At 72.5% G+C, this 20,929-nt stretch carries 26 protein-coding genes and 1 pseudogene; 17 read left to right on the forward strand and 10 right to left on the reverse strand.

Annotation, left to right across the window (positions count from 1 at the left end):
• Positions 1 to 14: 14 nt before the first annotated feature.
• On the reverse strand, positions 15 to 1,538 hold the full coding sequence (gene mqo / locus AC1DUE_RS10420; protein WP_477039345.1) for a malate dehydrogenase (quinone): 1,524 nt from the start codon (positions 1,536 to 1,538) through the stop codon (positions 15 to 17).
• Positions 1,539 to 1,636: 98 nt separating this feature from the next.
• Here mqo and AC1DUE_RS10425 point away from each other — a divergent pair, with 98 nt between their 5' ends.
• Positions 1,637 to 1,843 carry a hypothetical protein gene (locus AC1DUE_RS10425; RefSeq protein WP_477039346.1) on the forward strand — a complete coding sequence of 69 codons (207 nt, stop codon included), beginning with the start codon at positions 1,637 to 1,639 and terminating at the stop codon, positions 1,841 to 1,843.
• Positions 1,844 to 1,847: 4 nt separating this feature from the next.
• Here AC1DUE_RS10425 and AC1DUE_RS10430 read toward each other — a convergent pair whose 3' ends face one another.
• The 4 genes from AC1DUE_RS10430 to ligD (AC1DUE_RS10445) form a co-directional block, all read right to left on the reverse strand.
• Positions 1,848 to 2,936: an App1 family protein gene (locus AC1DUE_RS10430; protein ID WP_477039347.1), complete on the reverse strand. Its 1,089-nt coding sequence runs from the start codon at positions 2,934 to 2,936 to the stop codon at positions 1,848 to 1,850.
• Positions 2,933 to 3,493, reverse strand: a complete 561-nt coding sequence (locus AC1DUE_RS10435; RefSeq protein ID WP_477039348.1) for a Dps family protein — start codon at positions 3,491 to 3,493, stop codon at positions 2,933 to 2,935. Before AC1DUE_RS10435 ends, AC1DUE_RS10430 begins: the two co-directional genes overlap by 4 nt.
• 62 nt (positions 3,494 to 3,555) lie before the next feature.
• Positions 3,556 to 4,434, reverse strand: coding sequence for a non-homologous end-joining DNA ligase (gene ligD / locus AC1DUE_RS10440; RefSeq protein WP_477039349.1), 879 nt, complete (start codon positions 4,432 to 4,434; stop codon positions 3,556 to 3,558).
• Entirely contained in the window at positions 4,431 to 5,357 is a 927-nt protein-coding gene (ligD, locus tag AC1DUE_RS10445) for a non-homologous end-joining DNA ligase (protein ID WP_477039458.1), read from the reverse strand. Before ligD (AC1DUE_RS10445) ends, ligD (AC1DUE_RS10440) begins: the two co-directional genes overlap by 4 nt.
• A 90-nt stretch (positions 5,358 to 5,447) precedes the next feature.
• Here ligD (AC1DUE_RS10445) and ku point away from each other — a divergent pair, with 90 nt between their 5' ends.
• The 4 genes and pseudogenes from ku to AC1DUE_RS10465 all read left to right on the forward strand — a co-directional run bounded on the left by ku (position 5,448) and on the right by AC1DUE_RS10465 (position 8,043).
• Positions 5,448 to 6,305 (forward strand): non-homologous end joining protein Ku, encoded by an 858-nt coding sequence (ku, locus tag AC1DUE_RS10450; RefSeq protein WP_477039350.1) that lies wholly within the window; start codon positions 5,448 to 5,450, stop codon positions 6,303 to 6,305.
• Entirely contained in the window at positions 6,302 to 7,348 is a 1,047-nt protein-coding gene (locus AC1DUE_RS10455; protein WP_477039351.1) for a PHP domain-containing protein, read from the forward strand. Before ku ends, AC1DUE_RS10455 begins: the two co-directional genes overlap by 4 nt.
• A gap of 153 nt (positions 7,349 to 7,501) precedes the next feature.
• Positions 7,502 to 7,687, forward strand: a pseudogene (locus AC1DUE_RS10460) (HU family DNA-binding protein); the annotation flags it as partial.
• Between the two features lie 71 nt (positions 7,688 to 7,758).
• The gene (locus tag AC1DUE_RS10465) at positions 7,759 to 8,043 is read left to right on the forward strand and encodes a Fur family transcriptional regulator (protein WP_477039352.1); all 285 of its coding nucleotides are present in this window, start codon (positions 7,759 to 7,761) and stop codon (positions 8,041 to 8,043) included.
• Here the strand turns inward: AC1DUE_RS10465 and AC1DUE_RS10470 are convergent.
• Positions 8,040 to 8,528, reverse strand: coding sequence for a DUF6328 family protein (locus AC1DUE_RS10470; RefSeq protein ID WP_477039353.1), 489 nt, complete (start codon positions 8,526 to 8,528; stop codon positions 8,040 to 8,042). The genes AC1DUE_RS10465 and AC1DUE_RS10470 overlap by 4 nt on opposite strands.
• A gap of 29 nt (positions 8,529 to 8,557) precedes the next feature.
• Here AC1DUE_RS10470 and AC1DUE_RS10475 point away from each other — a divergent pair, with 29 nt between their 5' ends.
• Positions 8,558 to 9,640 (forward strand): threonine aldolase family protein, encoded by a 1,083-nt coding sequence (locus tag AC1DUE_RS10475; RefSeq protein ID WP_477039354.1) that lies wholly within the window; start codon positions 8,558 to 8,560, stop codon positions 9,638 to 9,640.
• Positions 9,641 to 9,644: 4 nt separating this feature from the next.
• Here AC1DUE_RS10475 and AC1DUE_RS10480 read toward each other — a convergent pair whose 3' ends face one another.
• From AC1DUE_RS10480 to AC1DUE_RS10490, 3 genes are all read right to left on the reverse strand, one after another.
• Entirely contained in the window at positions 9,645 to 10,199 is a 555-nt protein-coding gene (locus tag AC1DUE_RS10480) for a DinB family protein (protein WP_477039355.1), read from the reverse strand.
• Between the two features lie 68 nt (positions 10,200 to 10,267).
• Positions 10,268 to 12,007, reverse strand: coding sequence for a DEAD/DEAH box helicase (locus AC1DUE_RS10485; protein WP_477039356.1), 1,740 nt, complete (start codon positions 12,005 to 12,007; stop codon positions 10,268 to 10,270).
• A 295-nt stretch (positions 12,008 to 12,302) separates the two neighbouring features.
• Complete coding sequence (locus AC1DUE_RS10490) at positions 12,303 to 12,719, reverse strand: CoA-binding protein (protein ID WP_477039357.1); 417 nt, start codon at positions 12,717 to 12,719, stop codon at positions 12,303 to 12,305.
• A 116-nt stretch (positions 12,720 to 12,835) separates the two neighbouring features.
• On the opposite strand from AC1DUE_RS10490, the gene clsA reads away from it, so the two are divergent.
• The 8 genes from clsA (at position 12,836) to AC1DUE_RS10530 (ending at position 18,616) form a co-directional block, all read left to right on the forward strand.
• Positions 12,836 to 13,420, forward strand: coding sequence for a cardiolipin synthase ClsA (gene clsA / locus AC1DUE_RS10495; RefSeq protein ID WP_477039358.1), 585 nt, complete (start codon positions 12,836 to 12,838; stop codon positions 13,418 to 13,420).
• A complete protein-coding gene (locus AC1DUE_RS10500) occupies positions 13,417 to 14,415 on the forward strand; it encodes a DUF881 domain-containing protein (protein WP_477039359.1) in 999 nt (332 codons plus the stop codon). Before clsA ends, AC1DUE_RS10500 begins: the two co-directional genes overlap by 4 nt.
• Positions 14,412 to 14,744 carry a small basic family protein gene (locus AC1DUE_RS10505; RefSeq protein ID WP_456824714.1) on the forward strand — a complete coding sequence of 111 codons (333 nt, stop codon included), beginning with the start codon at positions 14,412 to 14,414 and terminating at the stop codon, positions 14,742 to 14,744. The genes AC1DUE_RS10500 and AC1DUE_RS10505 overlap by 4 nt, the downstream gene beginning before the upstream one ends.
• A 2-nt stretch (positions 14,745 to 14,746) precedes the next feature.
• Positions 14,747 to 15,874, forward strand: coding sequence for a DUF881 domain-containing protein (locus AC1DUE_RS10510; RefSeq protein ID WP_477039360.1), 1,128 nt, complete (start codon positions 14,747 to 14,749; stop codon positions 15,872 to 15,874).
• Positions 15,875 to 16,006: 132 nt separating this feature from the next.
• Positions 16,007 to 16,477 carry an FHA domain-containing protein gene (locus AC1DUE_RS10515; RefSeq protein ID WP_477039361.1) on the forward strand — a complete coding sequence of 157 codons (471 nt, stop codon included), beginning with the start codon at positions 16,007 to 16,009 and terminating at the stop codon, positions 16,475 to 16,477.
• Positions 16,478 to 16,532: 55 nt separating this feature from the next.
• The gene (ftsR, locus tag AC1DUE_RS10520) at positions 16,533 to 17,285 is read left to right on the forward strand and encodes a transcriptional regulator FtsR (RefSeq protein WP_477039459.1); all 753 of its coding nucleotides are present in this window, start codon (positions 16,533 to 16,535) and stop codon (positions 17,283 to 17,285) included.
• Positions 17,286 to 17,354: 69 nt separating this feature from the next.
• A complete protein-coding gene (locus AC1DUE_RS10525; RefSeq protein ID WP_477039362.1) occupies positions 17,355 to 17,867 on the forward strand; it encodes a bifunctional nuclease family protein in 513 nt (170 codons plus the stop codon).
• 155 nt (positions 17,868 to 18,022) lie between these two features.
• Positions 18,023 to 18,616 (forward strand): MerR family transcriptional regulator, encoded by a 594-nt coding sequence (locus AC1DUE_RS10530; RefSeq protein WP_477039363.1) that lies wholly within the window; start codon positions 18,023 to 18,025, stop codon positions 18,614 to 18,616.
• Between the two features lie 31 nt (positions 18,617 to 18,647).
• Here the strand turns inward: AC1DUE_RS10530 and AC1DUE_RS10535 are convergent, their stop codons facing one another.
• Entirely contained in the window at positions 18,648 to 19,412 is a 765-nt protein-coding gene (locus tag AC1DUE_RS10535; protein ID WP_477039364.1) for a ParA family protein, read from the reverse strand.
• A 95-nt stretch (positions 19,413 to 19,507) separates the two neighbouring features.
• Between AC1DUE_RS10535 and AC1DUE_RS10540 the strand changes: the two genes are divergently transcribed.
• From AC1DUE_RS10540 to AC1DUE_RS10550, 3 genes are all read left to right on the forward strand, one after another.
• Positions 19,508 to 20,143, forward strand: a complete 636-nt coding sequence (locus AC1DUE_RS10540; RefSeq protein ID WP_477039365.1) for an MBL fold metallo-hydrolase — start codon at positions 19,508 to 19,510, stop codon at positions 20,141 to 20,143.
• Positions 20,144 to 20,199: 56 nt separating this feature from the next.
• Positions 20,200 to 20,340, forward strand: a complete 141-nt coding sequence (locus AC1DUE_RS10545; protein WP_477039366.1) for a hypothetical protein — start codon at positions 20,200 to 20,202, stop codon at positions 20,338 to 20,340.
• A gap of 67 nt (positions 20,341 to 20,407) precedes the next feature.
• The gene (locus tag AC1DUE_RS10550) at positions 20,408 to 20,911 is read left to right on the forward strand and encodes a GNAT family N-acetyltransferase (protein WP_477039367.1); all 504 of its coding nucleotides are present in this window, start codon (positions 20,408 to 20,410) and stop codon (positions 20,909 to 20,911) included.
• Positions 20,912 to 20,929 lie beyond the last annotated feature (18 nt).

Below are 20,929 nucleotides of genomic sequence, written 5' to 3' on the forward strand. Positions count from 1 at the left end.
GGCCCCATCGTCCCTCATCGCTCGGAGTGCAGCTCTTCCATCTCCTGGTCGAGCTGGTCGAGCTCGAACGACTCGTCCCACGCGCCGCCGCCGAGGCTCGGCATCATGGCGCGCAGCCGGGGCTGCCACTCCTGCGACCGGTCGGGGAAGCAGCGCTCGAGCAGGTCCAGCATCGTCGCGACGGCGGTCGACGCACCCGGCGAGGCGCCGAGCAGGCCGGCGATCGAGCCGTCGGCCGACGTGACGAGCTCGGTGCCGAACTCGAGCACGCCGCCGAGCTTCTTGTCCCTCTTGATCACCTGGACGCGCTGGCCGGCGGTGATGAGCTCCCAGTCGCGGGGGTGCGCGCCGGGCATGAACGCGCGCAGCGTGCGGAGCCGGTCGGTGTCGTTGGCCGTCACCTCTCCGACGAGGTACTTGACCAGGTCGAGGTTCTTCACGCCGACCGCGAGCATCGGGACCAGGTTGCCCGGGCGCACGGAGCGCAGCAGGTCGGTCCACGAGCCGTTCTTGAGGAACTTCATGCTCCAGCCCGCGTACGGGCCGAACATCAGCGCCGAGCCGCCGTCGACCACGCGGGCGTCGAGGTGCGGGACCGACATCGGGGGAGCGCCCACGTCGGCCTTGCCGTAGACCTTGGCCTGGTGCGCCGCGACGAGCTCCGGGTTGGTCGTGCGCAGGAACTGCCCGCTGATCGGGAACCCGCCGAACCCGCGCGCCTCCGGGATGCCCGAGCGCTGCAGGAGCCGCAGGGCGCCACCGCCCGCGCCGATGAACACGAACCGGGCGCTGACCTTGCGGGAACGCACATGACCGTTCCAGCGACGGTCCTTGATGCGCAGGCGCCAGGTGCCGTCGCGCCGCTGCGAGAGCCGCGTGACCTCGCTCTCGAGGTGCAGACGGGCGCCGCGGGCGACCGCGTCGGTGACCATCGCGTTGGTCAGGCGGCCGAAGTCGACGTCGGTGCCGGCGGCCGAGCGGGTCGCGGCGACGACCTCGTCGCCGCCGCGGTCGGCCATGAGCAGCGGGGCCCACCGGGCGATCTGCTCGGGATCGGTGCTGAACTCGATGTCGTCGAAGAGCGGGTGCGTCCGCAGCGTCTCGTAGCGGCGACGCAGGTAGTCCGCGTTGGCCTCGCCACGCACGAACGTCATGTGCGGGGTGCTCGACAGGAAGCCGTCACCGCCCGGCAGCCGGTCCGCGGTGGCCAGGTGGTTCCACAGCTCGCGGGACAGCTCGAACTGCTCGTTGATCGCGACGGCCTTGCTGATGTCGATCGAGCCGTCGGGACGCTCGGGCGTGTAGTTGAGCTCGCAGAGGGCGGCGTGGCCCGTGCCCGCGTTGTTCCAGGCGTTCGTGCTCTCCTGGGCCAGACCGGGCCGGACCTCGTGGATCTCGACGGTCCAGGTGGGCTCGAGGGTGGTGATCAGAGCGGCCAGCGTGGCGCTCATGATCCCGCCGCCGACGAGGACGACGTCTACCGTTTCTTCGCTGTGCGCCACGTCTTCGATCGTATGTTGACGTCGAGATACCTCCATGTCCGGCGCCTGTGATCTTGGTCGCGGGCCTACGTCACACTTGTGCCCACCAGTGGTTCGTGCGTGCACCGAGGACCGGAGCGGGGTAGAACGAAGTCATGACCGCCGACCGGGACCTGACCTCCGACCCGTCCGCCGAGCACCTGGCGGACCGCCTGCAGTCGCAGGCCGATCTCGACGCGGCCGACGCCCGCTCGGGCGGCAACCCGTCGCGCGCGCCGCGCTCCCTGCACTCCGTCGAGCTCGAGGCCGACGACGAGGCGATCGCCAGCAGCGACGAGTGGGACGACCCCGAGCGCCTCTGAGCGGTCAGGTCAGCCGGATCCCGCGCGCCCGCAGCTGACGCGCCAACGACTGCCCGTCCGGACCCTGGATCACCGCGATGCCGTCGAGGCTCGCCCGGCGCTCGGCGCGCAGCGAGTCGGTCGTCGGCGCGGGGACGCCGTGCGCCAGGACGTGCTCGCCGAACGTCAGCTGACGGATCAGGATGGCGAGCACGTGCTCCGGGTGGTGCTGCGCGGCACCCGCGTAGATCTGCGGGTCGCGCTGCCCGTCGTCGCCCACGAGGATCCAGCGGACGTGCGGCAGCTCCCGCATGAGGCGGCGCAGCTGCGCGATCTTGTGGGCCGGCCCGCTGCGGAACCACCCGCTGTTCGTCGGACCCCAGTCGGTCATGAGCAGCGGCCCGGCGGGGAACCGGTACTCGCGCAGGAACCGGCCGACCGTCGGCGCCGCGTTCCACGCGCCGGTGGACAGGTACACGACCGGGAGCCGTTCGTCGCGGTCCAGCAGCTCGGAGTACAGGGACGACATGCCCGGAACGGGCTCGCGCGCGTTCTCGTGCCGCATGAACACGTTCCACGCCGCGACGAGAGGACGGGGCAGGCGCGTGACCATCACCGTGTCGTCGATGTCGCTGACGATGCCGAACCGCACCTCGGGCCCGATCACGTGCACCGGCGCGGTCGCCGTGGCGCCGTCCTGCGTGGTCAGCCGGATGTCGTGCCACCCAGGGTCGAGGTCCGCGGTCAGGACGACGTCGACGTACCCGCCGCGGTCCGTCGTGACGTGGTGCACCCGGCCGCCCACGTGGACGTCGATCACCGCGTCCGAGACCTGCGCGGTCGCGAAGCTGCGCCACCCGCGCAGGGCGGGAGCGGCAGGCTCGCCGGCCTGCGCGTTCCCGCCCGCGCCGGGGAGGTCCTCGTCGCGCACGATGGGCGCCGCCAGCAGGGCCCGCGCCATGACGCGGACCCAGCCCGGGGCGCCGTAGCTGGCGTACGGCTCGATCCGGACCGTCCAGCCGCGCCGGCGCAGCCGGCTGGCCACGCGCCGGTCGAGCGCGCTCTCGAGGCGCGCCGCGACGTGCGGACGCGCGCTGCGCACCTCAGCCGTCACGCACTGTCCTTCGTGGCGGCTTTCTTGGCCGAGGACTTCTCGGTGGAGGAGGTGCCGGTGGTCAGCTCGCCGCCCACGGACTCGAGGTGCGCGCGCACGAACCAGTGGAACAGCTCGAGCTCGTGCAGGTGCCCGATCAGCAGGTCGTTCGTCACGTCGTCGATCTCCTCGACGTCGGTGGCGGCCTTGCGGTGATCGGTGATGACGCCGACGTAGACCACGTCGAGAGCGCCGAGGTGCGCGATCGCGCTGTCCCGCCCGATCGAGTAGTCGTCCCAGGTGCGGTTCTTCACCAGCGCGCCCGGAGTGCCCACCGGAGCGACCCCCAGGGTCGCGATGCGCTCGGCGATCGCGTCGACCATGAGCCGCACGGCGTCCACCTGCGGGTCGATCATCTCGTGCACCGCGATGAAGTGCGGTCCGACGACGTTCCAGTGGATGTGCTTGAGGGTGAGCGCCAGGTCGTTCAGCGCGTCGAGCCGCTGCTGCAGGACCGCGGCGACGTCGGCTCCCTGCTGGGCGGTCAGGGACGGGACGGTGTACTTGGGCAGTGCCATGACGACTCCTCGGATCTGTGTGTCACGCCACCGTGCCAAAGGTGTCGCGGTCTCGCCATCGCTCACGCGAAGGGGTCGCCCTTCTCCGCGTACCGCGCGACCACCTCGTCGGGTGTCAGCTGCTTCAGGCCGGGTCCGATCTCGTCCCACCAGCGGGGCGCCGCGACGTGCGGGTACTCACGGCCGCGCAAGGAGTAGGGCGTGATCGTGGTCTTCGCCGGGTGGTTCTGGGACCAGTCGATCAGCACCTTGCCGCCGCGCAGGTCCTTCTTCATGATCGCGACGACGAGGCTCGAGTTGGCCGCCGCGATCTCGTAGGCCAGGTCGTGGGCGTACTGCCGCACCTCCATGACGCTCTGGGTGCCCGGCAGCGGCGCGTACAGCTGCATGCCCTTGCTGCCCGAGGTCACGGGCACGATCACGTCGAGCCCGTCCTGGCGCAGCCGGTCGGCGACGAGGTGCGCGACCTTGGCGCAGGCGTCCAGGCCGGCCGGGGGACCGGGGTCGAGGTCGACGACGAGCCGGTCCGGCTTGTGGATCGCCCCGCGCGGCCCGACCCGCCACTGCGGGGTGTGCAGCTCCAGCGCGCCCTGGTTCGCGGCCCAGACGAGTCCCGCGAGGTCGTCGAGGAAGGGCAGCTCCAGCACCGTGCCCTCGTCGTCGGAGCCCGGGGCGGCGCTGATCTTCTGCCGACGGACCCATGCCGGCGCCCCGCGGGGCGTGTTCTTCTCGAAGAACTTCTCGCCGTCCACGCCGTCGGGCCAGCGGATGCGGGTCACGGGCCGGTCCTTCAGCTGCGCGAGCAGCGCCGGCGCGACGCCGACCGAGTAGTTCATGACCTCGGCCTTGGTCATCCCCGTCGCGGGGTACATGACCTTCTCCAGGTGGCTCACGCGGACCGCACGGCCCTCCACGTCCACCATCTGCCGTTCAGGCGTCACGGCTGCTCCCAGGGATCGGCGTCGGTGTCGGTGCGCACGCCGCGCACCACGGGCTGGCGCAGGCGCCCCGTCGGGTTGCGGGCCAGGTACAGGGTGTCGACGACGACGACAGGGTCGACCCAGTGCGTCCCACGGGCATCCTCGGGCGGGATGTCCTCGTCGAACGGCGACCCGTCCCGCGCGTGCTCGTCCAGCAGCTGCCGCATCCGCGTCGCCTTCGCGCCGCTCAGCCCGCTGCCCGCCCGTCCCAGGTAGCGCAGCCTGCCGTCCGCGTCGCGGGCGCCGAACAGGACCGCCCCGAGCCGCCCGGATCCCGTGGTCTCGACCCGCCAGCCGCACACGAGAACCGCCCGGGTCCGGCGGTGCGGGGCCTTGACCCACTCCTCGGACCGGCGGCCGGGGTGGTAGAACGACGAGCGCTTCTTGGCGACGACGCCCTCGAGCCCGAGCTGCTTGGTCACGCCCCAGAGCTCCTGGCCGTCGGGGTAGACCGGCGAGAGCTGCACGTTCGCCGGCAGCTCGAGCTGCTGCAGGACGGCGCGGCGGTCGTCGTAGGTCGTCCGGGTGAGGTCGGCGCCCGCCAGCCGGAGGACGTCGAACACCATGAACGTCACCGGCTGACGCGCCGCGAGGGCGGCCGCCCGACGCACGTCGCGCACGTGCATGCGCTCGGCCAGGGCCGTGAACGAGGGGATCCCGTCGGCCAGCAGGACGATCTCACCGTCCAGGATCGCGTCCTGGACCGCGACCAGTCCGGCCAGCTCCGGGTAGGCGGGCGTGATCTCGCGCTCCTGCCTGCTCCACAGCCGCAGCGCACCGGACGTGGTGTCCGAGAGCGCCCGGACGCCGTCCCACTTGACCTCGTACGACCACTGCGGGCCGCGCGGAAGCTCCGTCGGACCGGTCGCGGGGGTGGCGAGCATGGGCTCCACGGGTACATCCTGCCTGGTAGCAGTCGTGCCTGGAGAGCAGCCGCGCGACCGAACCTCACACGGACGGAAGGCACACACACCATGCGAGCGATCTGGAAGGGCTCGGTCGCCTTCGGGCTGGTCAACGTCCCCGTGCGCCTGTACTCGGCGACGGGGGAGCACGAGGTGACGCTGCACCAGGTGCACCGCGAGGACGGCGGCCGGATCCGCTACCGCAAGTTCTGCAGCATCGACGGCGAGCCGGTCGAGATGTCGGACATCGCGAAGGGCTACGAGACCGAGGACGGCGAGCTGGTCGTGCTCACCGACGAGGACTTCCGCTCCCTGCCGCTGTCGACGGAGCGCGAGATCGAGGTGCTCGAGTTCGTGCCGGTGGACCAGGTCGACCCGATCCTGCTGCAGAAGACCTACTACCTCGAGCCCGAGAAGACCGCCGCAAAGCCGTACGCGCTGCTGCGCGGGGCGCTGGAGCAGGCCGACCGCGTCGCGGTGGTCAAGGTGGCGCTGCGGCAGCGCGAGTCGATGGCGATCCTTCGCGTCCGCGACAAGGTCATCGTCATGCAGACCCTGCTCTGGCCCGACGAGATCCGCGCCGTCGACTTCCCGGTCCTCGACGACGAGGTGACGGTCCGGCCGCAGGAGCTCGCGATGGCGTCGTCGCTCGTCGACTCGCTGGCCGCGGACTTCGACCCGAACCAGTACGAGGACCGGTACGCCGGCGCGCTCGAGGCGATGATCCAGGCCAAGGTCTCCTCCGGCGAGACCCAGTCCGTGCCCGTGCCCCCCGGCGAGGAGGAGTCCGGCGAGGGCGGCGGCGACGTCGTCGACCTGCTCGCGGCCCTGCAGCGCAGCGTCGAGAAGGCCCGCAGCGCGCGGGGTGAGGAGCCGGCCGAGGCTCCCAAGGAGGAGCCGAAGAAGCGTAAGTCCAAGGCGTCGTGAGCCCGTCGGACCGCTCGGCGTCCGACCGGCAGGCGGACGCCGTGGCGGCCCTGCGCCGGATCGCGTTCCTGCTCGAGCGGGCCCAGGCGAGCGCCTACCGCAGCGAGGCGTTCCGCAAGGCTGCCGTGAGCGTCGAGAAGCAGGACGCGAAGCGGCTGGCCGTGCTCGAGACCACGGGTGCGCTGGCGACCCTGCCGTCGGTCGGTGCACGCACCGCGGACGTGGTCGCGCACGTGCTGCGGGGCAAGCCGGTGGAGTACCTCGACACGCTCGAGGAGGAGTACGCGTCCTCGTCGCTGGAGCCCGCGGCGGCCGCGCTGCGCCGGGCGCTGCGGGGCGACCTGCACGCGCACACCGAGGCCAGCGACGGGTCCACGCCGATCCAGGAGATGGTGCTGGCCGCGATGGAGCTCGGGCACGACTACCTGGCGATCACGGACCACTCGCCCCGGCTCACGGTCGCGAACGGGCTGTCGGCACCGCGACTGCGAGCCCAGCTGGACCAGGTCGCCGCGCTGAACCGGGTGGTAGGACCGTTCCGGGTGCTGACGGGCATCGAGGTCGACATCCTCGACGACGGCGGCCTGGACCAGGACCCGGACCTGCTCGACCAGCTGGACGTCGTCGTCGCGTCGGTGCACTCGAAGCTGCGCATGGACCGCGGACCGATGACCGAGCGGATGCTCGCCGCGGTCCGCAACCCGCGCACCGACGTGCTCGGGCACTGCACGGGGCGCCAGATCAAGGGCAAGAGCCGCCCGCAGAGCGAGTTCGACGCCCGCCGGGTCTTCGACGCCTGCGCCGAGAACGGCGTCGCCGTGGAGATCAACTGCCGGCCCGACCGGCTCGACCCGCCGCACGAGCTCCTGGACGTGGCGATCGAGGCCGGATGCCTGTTCTCGATCGACACGGACGCGCACGCTCCGGGTCAGCTGGACTGGCTCGGTGCGGGCTGCGAGCGTGCCGCCCAGCACGACCTGGACCCCGCCCGGATCATCACGACGTGGCCCCTGGACGACCTGCTGGCGCGTGCGCACAGGTGACACGACACGCCCCGTCTCGGTCCCAGGGCCGTTCTCGGGTTAGTGTCAGCCGGTCGTCCCCGGGCAAGTCGGTTCTCCCTGCACGCCCGGGCACACCTCGGCCCGCACCTGGGCCCGCATGTCCCGAGTGAACAAGGAGCACATCTAGTGAGCGTGAACCGCACCGAGCTCGTCCAGGCCCTCGCCGCCAAGGCGGGCCTCACCAACACGGACGCCGACAAGGCTCTGAAGGCCTTCCAGGAGGTCGTGGTCGAGAACCTTGCCAAGGGCGAGGCCGTCACGATCCCCGGTTTCCTCGCCGTCGCCCGCGCTGAGCGTGGTGCCCGCACCGGTATCAACCCGCAGACCGGTGAGAAGCTCGAGATCCCCGCGGGCTTCCGCGTGAAGCTCACCGCCGGCGTGGCTCGAGCGTGGGTCTGGCGACCGTCTACCGGGCCGTGCAGAGCCTCTCCGAGCACGGTGACGTCGACGTCCTGCGCACGGAGGAGGGGGAGTCGGTCTACCGCCTCTGCGAGCAGCGCAGCCACCACCACCACCTCGTGTGCCGGTCCTGCGGTCGGACCGTCGAGATCGAGGCCGGGCAGGCCGAGGCCTGGGCCGCCCAGGTCGGCGCCGCCAACGGCTTCGACGACGTCGAGCACACCATCGAGCTCATCGGGACCTGCGCGGCCTGCCGCGCCGCCGCCGCGTCCTAGTCGGGTGTCCGGCGCCCCACGACCTGCGGCAGCACCCACCAGCACCCGAAGAGCACGACGACCGACGCGGCGCCGATGATCCGCCCCTCGGTCCGGCCCAGGACGACGTCGAACAGCAGCATCGCGCCGCCGGCCAGCACGAGGGCGAGCACGAACAGCCCCACGCGGGCGAACGCGTTCCCCCAGGCGACGAGCTGCGGCTTGAGGCGTCGGCGGAACAGCACCCGGTGCATGCTGACGGGCGTGAGCAGCAGCGCCGTCGCGAGCACGGCCAGGACGACCAGGACGAGGTAGAGGTTGCGCTGGTAGGTGTCCAGCGACTCGAACCGCTGCTGGAACGGGATGGTCAGCAGGAAGCCCGTGAGGATCTGCGTGCCGGTCTGCGAGACGCGCAGCTCCTGCAGCAGCTCGTTCCAGTTCCGGTCGGCGCGCTCGTTGGCTGTCTCGGTCCGGCCGTCGTCCGGGGCCACGTCGTCGTGCTGCACCCGACACCTCCTCGTGAGTTGCCAGGATCATGCCGCACGGTCGGCCCCAGGGCACACTTGAGCCCGTGACCCGACTGCACGACGCCGACCGCCGCGACTTCGCCTCCGACAACTACGCAGGGACCCACCCCGAGATCCTCGCCGCGATCGCCGCGGCGAACGGGGGCCACCAGACCGCCTACGGCGAGGACGTGTACACCGCACGCCTCCAGACCGTGGTCCAGGAGCACTTCGGGCCGACGGCCACCGCGTTCCCGGTGTTCAACGGGACGGGCGCCAACGTGCTGTCGCTGCAGTCGGTGCTCCCGCGCTGGGGAGCCGTGGTGTGCGCCGAGACCGCCCACATCCACACGGACGAGAACGGCGCGCCCGAGCGGATGGGCGCCCTCAAGCTGCTGACCGTCAGCACGCCCGACGGCAAGCTCACGCCCGACCTCGTCGCCACCCAGGCGTGGGGGTTCGGCGACGAGCACCGCGCCCAGCCGGGCGTCGTCTCGATCACGCAGAGCACCGAGCTCGGCACGCTCTACACGCCCGACGAGATCCGCGCCCTCGCCGACCAGGCGCACGCCCTGGACATGCGGCTCCACCTCGACGGCGCCCGGATCTCCAACGCGGCCGCCGCGCTCGACCTCCCGCTGCGCGCGTTCACGACCGACGCGGGCGTCGACCTCGTGTCGCTCGGCGGGACGAAGAACGGGCTGCTGTTCGGCGAGGCCGTCGTGGTGCTCTCGCCGGAGGCCGACGGCGGCCTGACCTACCTGCGCAAGATGGACATGCAGCTCGCCTCGAAGATGCGCTTCGTGTCCGCGCAGCTGATCGCCCTGTACGAGGGCGACCTGTGGCTGCGGTCCGCCGGGCACGCGAACGCGATGGCGGCGCGCCTCCGCACGGGCATCGAGAGCCTGCCCGGGGTGCACGTCACGCGGCCCACCCAGGCGAACGGCGTCTTCGTCGTGTTCCCGGCGGGCGTCGCCGAGGCGCTGCGACGCCGGTGGCGGTTCTACGACTGGGACGTGGCCACCGGCGAGGTCCGCCTCATGTGCTCGTTCGACACGACCGAGGCGGACGTCGACGAGCTGGTCGCCGCCGTGGCCGACGCCGTCGTCTGACGGATCACGCCCGCCGCGCGGCGTCCTCGATCCGCGCGCGGTGGGCTGCCCAGCCGGCGTCGTCGTAGCGCGACGGGCCCGGGCCGACGAGCCCCTCACGCAGGATGTCGGCGTGGCCGGCGTGCCGGCTGGTCTCGGTCAGGACGTGGACCATGACGTTGAGCAGGAGCACGTCGGGACGCGGCCACCACGGCACGTGGCCGGGGGCGTCGATCGGCAGCGCCTCGATCGTGTCGTCGGCGTGCCGGCACGCGCGCTGGTACCGGTCGACGATCTCGGCGCGGGACTCGTGCTCCGACACCCACATGTGGTCGCGGTTCGCGTAACCCGGCTCGTCGAACCGCGGCAGCGGATCGGAGAACGGTCGATCGAAGACCAGGCCGAGGTAGCACGCCTCCGACAGGGTCAGGTGCTTGACCAGGCCGAGCAGGTTCGTCCCGGTCGCCGTGAGCGGGCGGCGGACGTCGTACTCGGACAGGCCGTCCAGCGTCGCCAGGAGCGAGCCGCGCACGTCGCGCAGGTCGTCGAGGAGGTAGGCCTTGGCGAAGTCGTCGATCATCCGACAGAGCCTGTCAGACGAACGACGCCCCCGGCTCCGAAGAGCCGAGGGCGTCGTTCAGGGGTTCGTCAGCTGCGGCCGCGGGCCGGGCCGTGGCTGGGGCGCGAGGCGCCCTGGCCCGGACGCGGGCCCGTGTCCTGACGGATCCGCAGCGGACGGCCGGCGACGCGCGTGCGCGCCAGACGGTCGATGACCTCGGGGGTCAGGCCGGCCGGGATGTCGACCAGCGCGAAGCTGCCGAAGATGTCGATCTTGCCGACGTCCTTGCCGGTCAGGCCACCCTCACCGGTGAGCGCGCCGACCAGGGCGCCCGGCTGGAGACCGTCACGGTGACCGACCGCCACGCGCCAGCGCGGGGACCCGCCGGCGATGTGCGTGCTGGTGTTGCGGCGCTCGCGCTCCGGACGGTCGTAGCCTCGCTCGTTGTCGCGGTCACGGCCGTTCCCACCGGTCAGGTGCGCACGCGACAGGGCGTCGTCCAGGTCGTCGCCGGACGCGGCCACGGGGCCCTCGTCGCCGACCGCGAGGGCGGTCAGGACAGCAAGGAGGTCGACCGGGTCGACGTCGGGGTTCTGGGCCAGGTGGACGGCGATGGCCTCGCGGTAGAGGTCCAGACGCCCGATCTCCTTGCGCTCGGCCGTGCGGGCGAGCAGCCCGGTGACCTTGTGCGCGGAGACCTCGACGGGCGTGGGGATCTCGACCTGGATCAGCGACTGGCGCGTGGTCCGCTCGATCTGGCGCAGGCGCGACTGCTCGGCGGGCGTGACGAACGACAGCGCCTCGCCCTCGCGGCCGGCGCGTCCGGTGCGGCCGATGCGGTGCACGTAGGTCTCGGGCTCGCGCGGCACGTCGAAGTTCACGACGAGGCCGATGCGGTCGACGTCGAGGCCGCGAGCCGCGACGTCGGTGGCGACGAGCACGTCGAGCGCGCCGGTGCGCAGGCGGTCGACGATCTTCTCGCGCTCGGTCTGGGCGACGTCGCCGGAGATGTACGCAGCGGAGATGCCGCGCTCGACCAGCGCGCTGCCGACCTCCTCGGCCGCACCACGGGTGCGCACGAACACGATCGCCGCGTCGGCCTCGGACACGGCGAGCACGCGGGCGAGCGCACCGGTCTTGTGGCGGTGGGGGACGACGGCGTAGGTCTGGCGGACGCTGGTCACGGTGGACGCCTGGCGCGAGACCGTGATCTCGACCGGACGGCTCAGGTGCTGCTCGGCGACGCGGCGGATGGGCGGCGGCATCGTCGCGGAGAACAGGGCGACCTGACGCTCCTTGGGAGCGGCGGACAGCACGCGGTCGACGTCCTCGGCGAAGCCCATGCGGAGCATCTCGTCGGCCTCGTCGAGCACGAGGAAGCGGACGTCGTCCATCTTCAGGGTGCGGCGGTCGAGGTGGTCGAGCACGCGGCCGGGGGTACCGACGACCACCTGCGCGCCACGGGCCAGCGCGCGCTGCTGCGGCAGGAACGGCGAGCCGCCGTAGACCGCGAGCACGTTCATGCCGGGCAGGTGCGTCGCGAACGACTGGATCGCGTCGGCGACCTGCATCGCGAGCTCGCGCGTCGGGGTCAGGACGACCGCCTGGACGGCGTGCACGTCGGGGTCGATCGACGCGAGCAGCGGCAGGCCGAACGCGGCCGTCTTGCCTGTGCCGGTCTGCGCGACGCCGACGATGTCGCGGCCGCTCAGCAGGGCCGGGACGGCCTGCGCCTGGATGGCGGACGGAGTGGTGAAGCCGAGGTCGGCGATCGCAGCCTCGAGCGCCGGGGGGAGGCCCAGCTCGTCGAAGGTGCCGTTCTCGGGCATGGAAGAGGGCGCAACAGAACTCATGGAAAGGGGGAACCGATCATCGCGGGGCGGAGCCCTGAACCGTGCACCAGGTCGGCGAACAGCGGGTCGCAGCCCCGGACCACCCAGTGGCGACCGCATCTCGCGGTGCCTAGACCTCACAACAAGAGGCGGGCCCCGACCGCTGTCAGATGGACGACAACGGTGGTGGCGACGCCTCGAAGGGGGACGCGACGAACTCCAGATTCGACGTCAGTCTAGCCGGGGGAGCGGTCGCCTGTCCGGCACCGTGCGCGTGACGTCCGGCACAGGGTCACCGCAGGCCGAGTCGGGGGCCCTCGATGGCCGGGCAGGCGTTCATGACGACGTCGAGCCCGGCGGCCTCGGCACGCGCCGCGGCGTCCTCGTCGACGACGTCCAGCTGGAGCCAGACCGCGCCCGCGCCGATCGCGATGGCCTGGTCGACCACCTCGCCGGCCAGGCTGCTGTTCACGAAGACGTCGACCACGTCGACATGGCCGTCCACCTCGGCGAGCGAGCTCACGCCCGAGGCGCCGTGCACCGTCTCGGCGCTCGGGTGCACGGGGACGATCTGGTGGCCGATGCCGCCGAGGTACGCCGAGACGCCGTACGCGGCCCGGGCTCGGTTCGACGACAGGCCGACCACGGCCCACCGCCCGGGTGTGGTCAGCAGCCGTCGGATCACCTCGGGGTCGTTGCTGTGCGCCATGACGCCAGCGTCGCACCATCGGTCGGGATCCGCCGCGCGCCACGGTCGGGAGCCGTCGCGACGCCCGCATAGGATCGACGCCGCACAGTCGGCACGGGTACTCGGGGAGGCAGGCCATGGCAGACGACCAGGCCGTCTCCTCGCGCGTCCTGACGGTCCCCAACGCGATCAGCTTCGCCCGGCTCCTGCTCGTGCCCGTCTTCGCGGTGCTGCTGGCCATGGGCAGCGACGGCTGGGCGATCGTCGTCCTGGCGGTCTCCGGCGCCTCCGACTGGCTCGACGGGGTGCTCGCGCGCCGCCTCGGGCAGGTCTCGCGCCTCGGTCAGCTGCTCGACCCCGCCGCGGACCGCCTGTTCATCATCGTCACGCTCGTGGCCCTGGCCTGGCGGGACGTCGTCCCGTGGTGGCTCCTGGTCGTGCTGGTCCTGCGGGACGTGGTGCTCGGCATCATGCTCCTCGTGCTCGGCCGGGCGGGCTACGCGCCGCTGCCCGTGCACCTGGCGGGCAAGGCCGGCACATTCGCGCTGCTCTACGCGTTCCCGCTGCTGCTGCTCGCCGAGGTCGACTCCTGGGTCGGTGTCGTCGCGGGCGTCGTCGGCTGGGCGTTCGCGCTGTGGGGCGTGGCGCTGTACTGGTTCGCCGGAGCGCTGTACCTGGCGCAGGCCGCCCGCCTGCTGCGCGCGCCCGCGGAACCGGCATGACGTCCCGGCACGGCGCCGACGGCGGCCTGCCGGTCGCGCCCACCCGTCCGCCCGACGCGTCCATGACCCTGCTGACGGAGGTCTACCGCCGGCCGCTCGACCCGGGGTACGCCGAGGCGGCGGCCCGGCGGGCCGAGGGCAAGGCGCACCCCCGCACGGCGCGCTCGGTCTCGACCCTCGTCGCGATCGCGGTGGTGCTCGGGCTCGGCACCACCGCCGCGACGATCGCCCTGCGCCAGCCCGCGAGCTCGGTGCAGCGCGCGCGCGAGATCCTCGAGGACCAGATCGGGGAGCGCACGGACAAGGCCGACGACCTGCAGACCCAGATCGACGACCTCACCGCGGAGGTCGGCACGCTCCAGAGCGAGGTCCTCGGCGACGACGACCTCGCTCTGCGGGACGCGGCCGACGACGTCGCGGTCGAGTCGGGCGTCGTGCCGGTCGAGGGGCGCGGGCTGCGCCTCGAGCTCTCGGACGCCCCGTCGGACGATCCCGACACCCAGGACCCGCGGGAGCGCGTGCAGGACGGCGACCTCCAGGTGGTGGTCAACGGACTGTGGGCGTCGGGGGCCGAGGCGATCGCGATCAACGGGCAGCGCCTCACGTCCATGACGGCCATCCGGTCCGCCGGCGACGCGGTCCTCGTCGACCTCGTGCCGCTGAGCAGCCCGTACAAGGTGGACGCGATCGGTGACCCCGTCGCGATGCAGACGGCGCTCGCCCGCACCACCGCCGGCCAGCTCATGTCCACGCTGCGCACGACCTTCGGTATCGGCGTGCAGATGTCGTCGCAGTCCCGGCTCAAGCTCCCCGGCACCGGACCGGTCACGCTGCACGACGCGACCGTCCTCGGCTCGTCGGAGTCCGACGGCTCGACGGAGCCGACGCCGGACGACACGACCGGGTCGACCAGCGGCGCGGACGGCCCGGAACGTGCGCCCGACGAGTCGGGTGTGGCATGGTCGGCACGTCTTTCGGGGAGGGGAGTCAGATGATCGCCGTCATCGGGCTGCTCATCGGCGTCGTCGGTGGGCTGCTCCTGCAGCCGACGGTGCCCACGGAGCTGCAGCCGTACCTGCCGATCGCCGTGGTCGCCGCCCTCGACGCGCTCTTCGGCGGCCTGCGCGCCATGCTCGACGGCATCTTCGACGACCGCGTCTTCCTCATCTCGTTCCTCTCGAACGTCGTGGTCGCCGCCCTCATCGTCTTCCTCGGCGACCAGCTCGGTGTCGGTACGCAGCTGTCGACGGCGGTGGTCGTCGTGCTCGGGATCCGGATCTTCTCCAACGCAGCCTCGATCCGCCGGCACCTGTTCAAGGCATGACCGTGGCGGGCTCTCCGAACGACGACGACGGCCGCGACGAGGCCGACGCCGTCGTCGACCGCCCGAGCGACCTCGAGGTCTTCGACGCGCTCAACGAACCGCGCCCCGACCTCGCCGGGCCGGTCGTCAACGACGACGAGTCGCCGCTGGCCGCTGCGGCCGCCGCCGAGCTCGCGCGCGCCGAGGCCATCGAGCAGGCGCGTGCCGAGGCGATCGAGGAGACGTTCGCGGACGCCCTCGGAGATGTCGAGCCCAGCGCGCACGCGCCCGAGCAGCTGGAGGCCGAGGACACGGGACCGCAGGCCGCGACCGTCGAGCCGGAGCTCACGGTCGAGCCCGACGTCGACGACGAGAACGCGGTCGCGTCGTCGGGACCGGACGCGACCGACGAGCCGAACGACGCCGAACCCGGCCCGTGGTCGGTGCTCGGCCGCGCCCTGCGACCGCGGATGACCCGGGCGCAGGTGCTCGCCGGCGTCCTGTGCGCCCTGCTGGGGTTCGCGCTCGTGGTCCAGGTGCGTCAGGCCGCCGGCGCCGACCTCAGCACGATGCGCCAGCAGGACCTGGTGCGCATCCTCGACGAGGTCACCAACCGCGGGGACGCCCTCGCCGACGAGTCCGCGGACCTGACGCGCGAGCGCGACCAGCTGCTCTCCGGCTCCGACCGGCGCCAGGCCGCGCTGGACGCCCTGCGCCGCAGCGCGGAGACCCAGGGCATCCTCACGGGCCGTCTGCCGGCCGAGGGCCCGGGAGTCGTCGTGACGCTCACGGAGCCCGACGGTCTGATCAAGCCGAACACGATGCTCGGCGTGCTCGAGGAGCTGCGCAACGCGGGCGCCGAGGCCATCGAGCTGAACGGTCAACGGGTGACTGCGAGCAGCGCGTTCACGGGGACGGCGGGCGCGATCATGCTCGACGGGATGAACCTCACCTCCCCTTACGTGTGGATCGCGATCGGCGACCCCGACACGATCGACCCCGCCCTGCAGATCCCCGGCGGCGCGATGGCGCAGGTCCGCAACAACGGCGGGCAGGGTGACGTGGAGCAGCGGGACAACGTCCAGATCACGGCGTTGCGGGTGATTCCCGACCCCGTGTACGCCACGCCCGTGCCGCCGTCGGGCGGATGATCCGGGTTTCGCGACACCACGTCCGGGGCGCGCTCGTCGACGGTGCTGCGCGGGGCGGCCCGGTCCGCATAGGGTGTGTGGACGCGTGACGACGAGCACGCACTCGTCGTCGGTACCGGGCCGGGAGGTGGCATGAGCAGCGAGGACCCGCAGGTGGGTGGACCGCCGTCCGGACCGGACACGACCATGAGCTTCGGCGCGATCGAGCCCGTCGAGGTCGAGATCGAGGCCGGCGCCCCGGTCGGGCTGACCCCGGACGAGGTCGGTGCCGTCAACGCGCTGCCCCCCACCTCCGCGCTGCTCGTCATGCAGCGCGGCCCGAGCGCCGGCGCACGGTTCCTGCTCGACGCGGAGCGCACCGTCGCGGGCCGGTCGACGGGGGCGGACATCTTCCTCGACGACGTGACGGTCTCCCGCAAGCACGCCGAGTTCGTCCGCGAGGGCAACCAGTTCGTGGTGCGCGACATCGGCTCACTGAACGGCACGTACGTGAACCGCACCCGCATCGACCAGTCGGTGCTCCGCTCGGGCGACGAGGTGCAGATCGGCAAGTACCGCATGACGTTCCACCCCAGCCCGCACCGGGACGCGGCAGGCGCGTGAACGGACCGAACGGATCGACCGGGGGCACCGCGTGGTGAGTGCACGACCGCAGCGGCTGGACGCTGTCGAGACGCCTGCACCCACGCAGGAGACCCCCGCGACGGACGAGCTCTGGCCGCGCGGCATCTCCCGTCGGGCGACGATGCGGATCTCCGACGTGCTCGCCTCGCTCCAGCTGGAGTTCCCCGCCGTGACCACGTCCAAGCTGCGCTTCCTCGAGGAGCAGGGGCTGATCGAGCCGGTCCGCACGGCGTCCGGCTATCGCCAGTACTCGCCGGCCGACGTCGAGCGCCTGCGCTTCGTCCTGCGCCAGCAGCGCGACCGCTACATGCCACTGAAGGTCATCGGCGAGCGCCTGGCCGCCCTGGACGCGGGGGAGGAGGACGAGCAGGCGCCCCGTGCCCGGCTCGCCACCCGTGACGGCGTCCGCGAGTCGTCCGGCCCGCGCCTGACCCTCGAGCTGCTTTCCCGCGAGGCTGCCGTCGAGCCATCGTTCATCGAGGACCTGGTCACCGCCGGGATCCTGCGGCCGCACCTGTCCGGGGCGTTCGACTCGTGGGCGCTGCAGATCGTCGTCTCGGCGGCCGCGCTGGCCGAGCACGGGATCGACCCGCGGCACCTGCGTCAGTTCCGCGCCGCCGCGGACCGCCAGGCCGACCTCGTCGAGCAGGTCGTCGCGCCGTGGCGCGGGCAGCGCAGCGCGTCGAGCCGTGCACGGGCCGGGACGCTGGCCGCCGAGGTCGGCGAGCTGTGCACGCAGATGCACACGGCGCTCGTGCGTGCGGCCGTCGCCGACCTCGCACCGTAACGGGACCGATACACGCCGATCCGCACAAGGGGGGCGCCGGATCGCCTGCGGCGTCGTAGGTTGGGCCGTATGGGGGAAGACGCCGAGCTGATTCCCGTCGAGATCGTGGGTGTGCGTCAGCACCTCGCGGACGACGAGATCGTCGTGCTGCTCCTGGACCCCGACTCCGAGCTGCTGGTCCCCATCCTCATCGGCCCGTCCGAGGCCAGCGCGATCGCGTCGGCGCAGGCCGGCATCGTCCCGCCGCGACCGATGACGCACGACCTTCTGCGCGACGTCCTCGTCGCCACCGGTTCGGGCCTGACCCGGGTGGAGATCACCCGGCTGGAGGAGGGCGTGTTCCACGCCGAGCTCGTGCTGCGCACCGGTCCGCGCGTCGACTCGCGCGCCTCGGACGCGATCGCGCTGGCGCTGCGGTTCTCCTGCCCGGTGCTGTGCTCCGCCGAGGTGGTCGCGGTCGCCGGCGTCGAGGTCCGCACGACGTCGTCGGAACAGGACCTGGAGAAGTTCCGCCGGTTCCTGGACCTGGTCACCCCGGAGGACTTCGGCACCGGCAGCGAGCCCGACGACGAGGGCCTCTGACCCGAACCTTCGCGTTCAGGTTGAAGGTGAGACTCGCGGACGCCGACACGCCCGGAGGCGTCATGGCATCTGCCCCTCGACGGGCCTACTGTGGCACGTAGCCGGGGGTACCCAGGGGCGCAGTCGACCCGACCGGCGTTAAGAGTGGAGGATTCGTGACCAGCACCGAGAATGCCGAGAGCGTCGGCGGGGTCGTTCCCCAGCGCGCACAGGGCATGCTGTTCGACGACGACCTCCCTGATCTCGACACCTCGACCGGCTACCGCGGGCCCACGGCGTGCCGGGCGGCCGGCATCACGTACCGCCAGCTCGACTACTGGGCTCGCACCGGGCTCGTCGAGCCGTCGGTCCGCCCCGCGACCGGCTCCGGGACCCAGCGCCTCTACAGCTTCCGCGACATCCTCGTCCTCAAGGTGGTCAAGCGCCTGCTGGACACGGGCGTCTCGCTGCAGCAGATCCGTACCGCCGTCAGCCACCTGCGTGAGCGCGGAGTCGACGACCTCGCGCAGATCACGCTCATGTCCGACGGTGCCAGCGTCTACGAGTGCACGTCCGCCGACGAGGTCATCGACCTGGTGCAGGGCGGTCAGGGCGTGTTCGGCATCGCCGTCGGCCGTGTCTGGCGCGAGGTCGAGGGCACCCTCGCGGCGCTGCCCAGCGAGCGTGCGGACGAGGACGAGGACGTGACCGCCGAGCCGTCCCCGCACGACGAGCTCGCGATGCGCCGTCAGGCCCGTACCGCCGGCTGAACCGACGATCGACGTCCTGCGCGCGTCCTGCCTAGCGGCGGGGCGCGCGCAGTGCTCTGTCCAGCAGCGCGTCGAACGTCCGACCGAGCTCGGCGGACGCCGCCCCGGGCCAGGCGTGCACCGGCTGCGCGGCCCCCTGGGCCTGCTGCAGGGCGGCACGCTCGGGCACGAACGGCGTGAGCAGGAGCGGTCCGTAGAGCGTCTGGAGCTCCTCGAGCCGGAACGCCTGCTCCACCGAGCGGGCACGCACGCGGTTGACCACGATCCCGAGCGGCTGGAGCGCCGGCGCCGGGCCGCGGCGGAGCTCGTCGATCGTCCGCATCGCGCGGCCCACGGCCATGACCGCGAACAGCCCCGGCTCGGTCACGACGATCGCACGGTCCGCGGCGACGAGGCCCGTCCGCGTGAGTCCGCCGAGCGACGGCGGGCAGTCGATGAGGATCAGGTCGTAGCCGTTGACCCACGAGAGCGCGTACCGCAGACGCTCGACGTCGTTGTCGCGCATCCGGTCGTGGTCGGCCGAGCGCTCCGAGCCCACGAGGACGTCGAGCCCCTCGTCGGCCCACGACGAGCGGACCGTCGCCGCCTCCATCGTCGCGGCGCCCGGGAGCTCCAGCACCGAGGCCACGTCGGCGGTGTCCGGGCGCGTGCCGAGCGCCATCGTGGCGTCGCCCTGCGGGTCCAGGTCGATCACGAGGGTGCGCAGGCCGCGTTCCAGGGCGGCCGACGCCAGACCGAGGGTCACCGACGTCTTTCCGACGCCGCCCTTGAGACTGCACACCCCGAGCACCAGCACGGGCGACACCGTATCGGGGCCACGTGTCGATCACGAAACACGCGCCGTGCGCGTTCGAGCAGCACCGGGACGCGTGCCGAGAGAGACTGCGAGTCATGAGCACTCGCCTGTCCCGCTGGGGCCATTCCTGCGTCCGTCTCGACCGTGGCGACGACCACCTGGTGATCGACCCGGGCGCCTTCTCCGACATCCCCGGTGCCCTCGACGGCGTCTCGGCCGTCCTGGTCACCCACGAGCACGCCGACCACGTGGTCCCGGACGCGGTGGTGGCGGCGGGGGTCGAGGTCTGGGCGCCGCAGCCCGTGATCGACCTCCTGGCCGAGGCGGGCGCGCCGGGCGACCGGCTGCACGTCGTGCGCGCCGGGGACACCGTCGAGGCGGGTGGCTTCGAGGTAGCCGTGCTGGGGGAGTGGCACGCGCTGATCCACCCCGACGTCCCCCGGGCCGCGAACGTGGGGTACCTCGTCTCGGGAGTCCTGCACCCCGGCGACGCGTTCGTCGACCCCCTCGGAGCCTCCGTCGCCGTGCTGATGACCCCGATCGGCGGTCCGTGGCTCAAGATCAGCGAGGTCGTCGACTACGTGCGATCGGTCGGCCCGGGCCGCCTCGTCACGATCCACGACGCCCAGCTGTCGCCACCCGGGGTGGGGCTCGCCTCGACGCTCGTCGGCCGGCTCGGCGGTGCCGGCGACCCGGTCCTGCTCGGCCCGGGGGAGTCGATCGAGCTGTAGAGGCAGCGCGCCGGCCCGCGGGTGCGTACCGTGAACCTCGTCGGAGGGAGACGATCGTGACGCAGCCTGCAGGCCACGACGGCCACTCGCACGAGGTGCCCGAGCTCGAGTACGACGAGTCGGTGCCGCCCCGCCCGGAGGAGGAGATAGCGGACGCCGCCCGGTCTGTCCCCGACCCGGCGGGACACGGCGGCTGACGGATCCGATCGCGGCGCGCGACGCGCCCTGACGGCGTCCGTGCCCGACGTGCGGCATCCTGTCCTGGTGCTGATCCAACGCGTGGGTGAGGACGACTGGGAGATCGTCCGCGACGTCCGGCTGCGGGCGGTCCGCGAGAACCCCGAGATCTTCGGCGCGTCGCTTGCCCGGGAGAACCGGTTCGTCGAGTCGCACTGGCGCATGCGCCTGCGCACGAGCCCCACCTGGATCGCCCTGGACGACGCCGGCACCGGCCGCGGGATCGTCCAGATGCTCCAGGAGCCCGGTTCGCCGGTCGACGACCGGCACATCATCTCGTTGTGGGTCGCGCCCGAGTCTCGTCGCCAGGGCTTCGGCTGGGCGCTCCTGGACGCCGTGCGCCAGGCGGCTGTACAGGACGGCGCGAGCACGCTGTCGCTGTGGCTCGTCGACAACAACCACGCCGCCGGCGACCTGTACGTCCGGGCCGGCTACGCCCGGACGGGGGAGCGGCAGGCGCTATCGCGCGACGGCTCCCTGACCGAGGAGCGGTACGTCCTCACGCTCGCGCCGGCCGACGACGCGCCGTAGCGGTCAGCGCCGCCCGCG

The sequence above is a fragment of the Cellulomonas sp. P4_A2 genome, assembly GCF_056402515.1.

Coding starts and splice junctions, on each gene's coding strand:
- AC1DUE_RS10525 (WP_477039362.1), top strand. CDS start 17,355: ATGGGGGAAGACGCCGAGCTGATTCCCGTCGAGATCGTGGGTGTGCGT.
- clsA (WP_477039358.1), top strand. CDS start 12,836: ATGGCAGACGACCAGGCCGTCTCCTCGCGCGTCCTGACGGTCCCCAAC.
- AC1DUE_RS10500 (WP_477039359.1), top strand. CDS start 13,417: ATGACGTCCCGGCACGGCGCCGACGGCGGCCTGCCGGTCGCGCCCACC.
- AC1DUE_RS10475 (WP_477039354.1), top strand. CDS start 8,558: ATGCCGCACGGTCGGCCCCAGGGCACACTTGAGCCCGTGACCCGACTG.
- AC1DUE_RS10540 (WP_477039365.1), top strand. CDS start 19,508: ATGAGCACTCGCCTGTCCCGCTGGGGCCATTCCTGCGTCCGTCTCGAC.
- AC1DUE_RS10490 (WP_477039357.1), bottom strand. CDS start 12,719: ATGGCGCACAGCAACGACCCCGAGGTGATCCGACGGCTGCTGACCACA.
- AC1DUE_RS10505 (WP_456824714.1), top strand. CDS start 14,412: ATGATCGCCGTCATCGGGCTGCTCATCGGCGTCGTCGGTGGGCTGCTC.
- AC1DUE_RS10480 (WP_477039355.1), bottom strand. CDS start 10,199: ATGATCGACGACTTCGCCAAGGCCTACCTCCTCGACGACCTGCGCGAC.
- AC1DUE_RS10485 (WP_477039356.1), bottom strand. CDS start 12,007: ATGCCCGAGAACGGCACCTTCGACGAGCTGGGCCTCCCCCCGGCGCTC.
- ku (WP_477039350.1), top strand. CDS start 5,448: ATGCGAGCGATCTGGAAGGGCTCGGTCGCCTTCGGGCTGGTCAACGTC.
- AC1DUE_RS10435 (WP_477039348.1), bottom strand. CDS start 3,493: ATGGCACTGCCCAAGTACACCGTCCCGTCCCTGACCGCCCAGCAGGGA.
- AC1DUE_RS10515 (WP_477039361.1), top strand. CDS start 16,007: ATGAGCAGCGAGGACCCGCAGGTGGGTGGACCGCCGTCCGGACCGGAC.
- mqo (WP_477039345.1), bottom strand. CDS start 1,538: ATGGAGGTATCTCGACGTCAACATACGATCGAAGACGTGGCGCACAGC.
- AC1DUE_RS10425 (WP_477039346.1), top strand. CDS start 1,637: ATGACCGCCGACCGGGACCTGACCTCCGACCCGTCCGCCGAGCACCTG.
- ligD (WP_477039458.1), bottom strand. CDS start 5,357: ATGCTCGCCACCCCCGCGACCGGTCCGACGGAGCTTCCGCGCGGCCCG.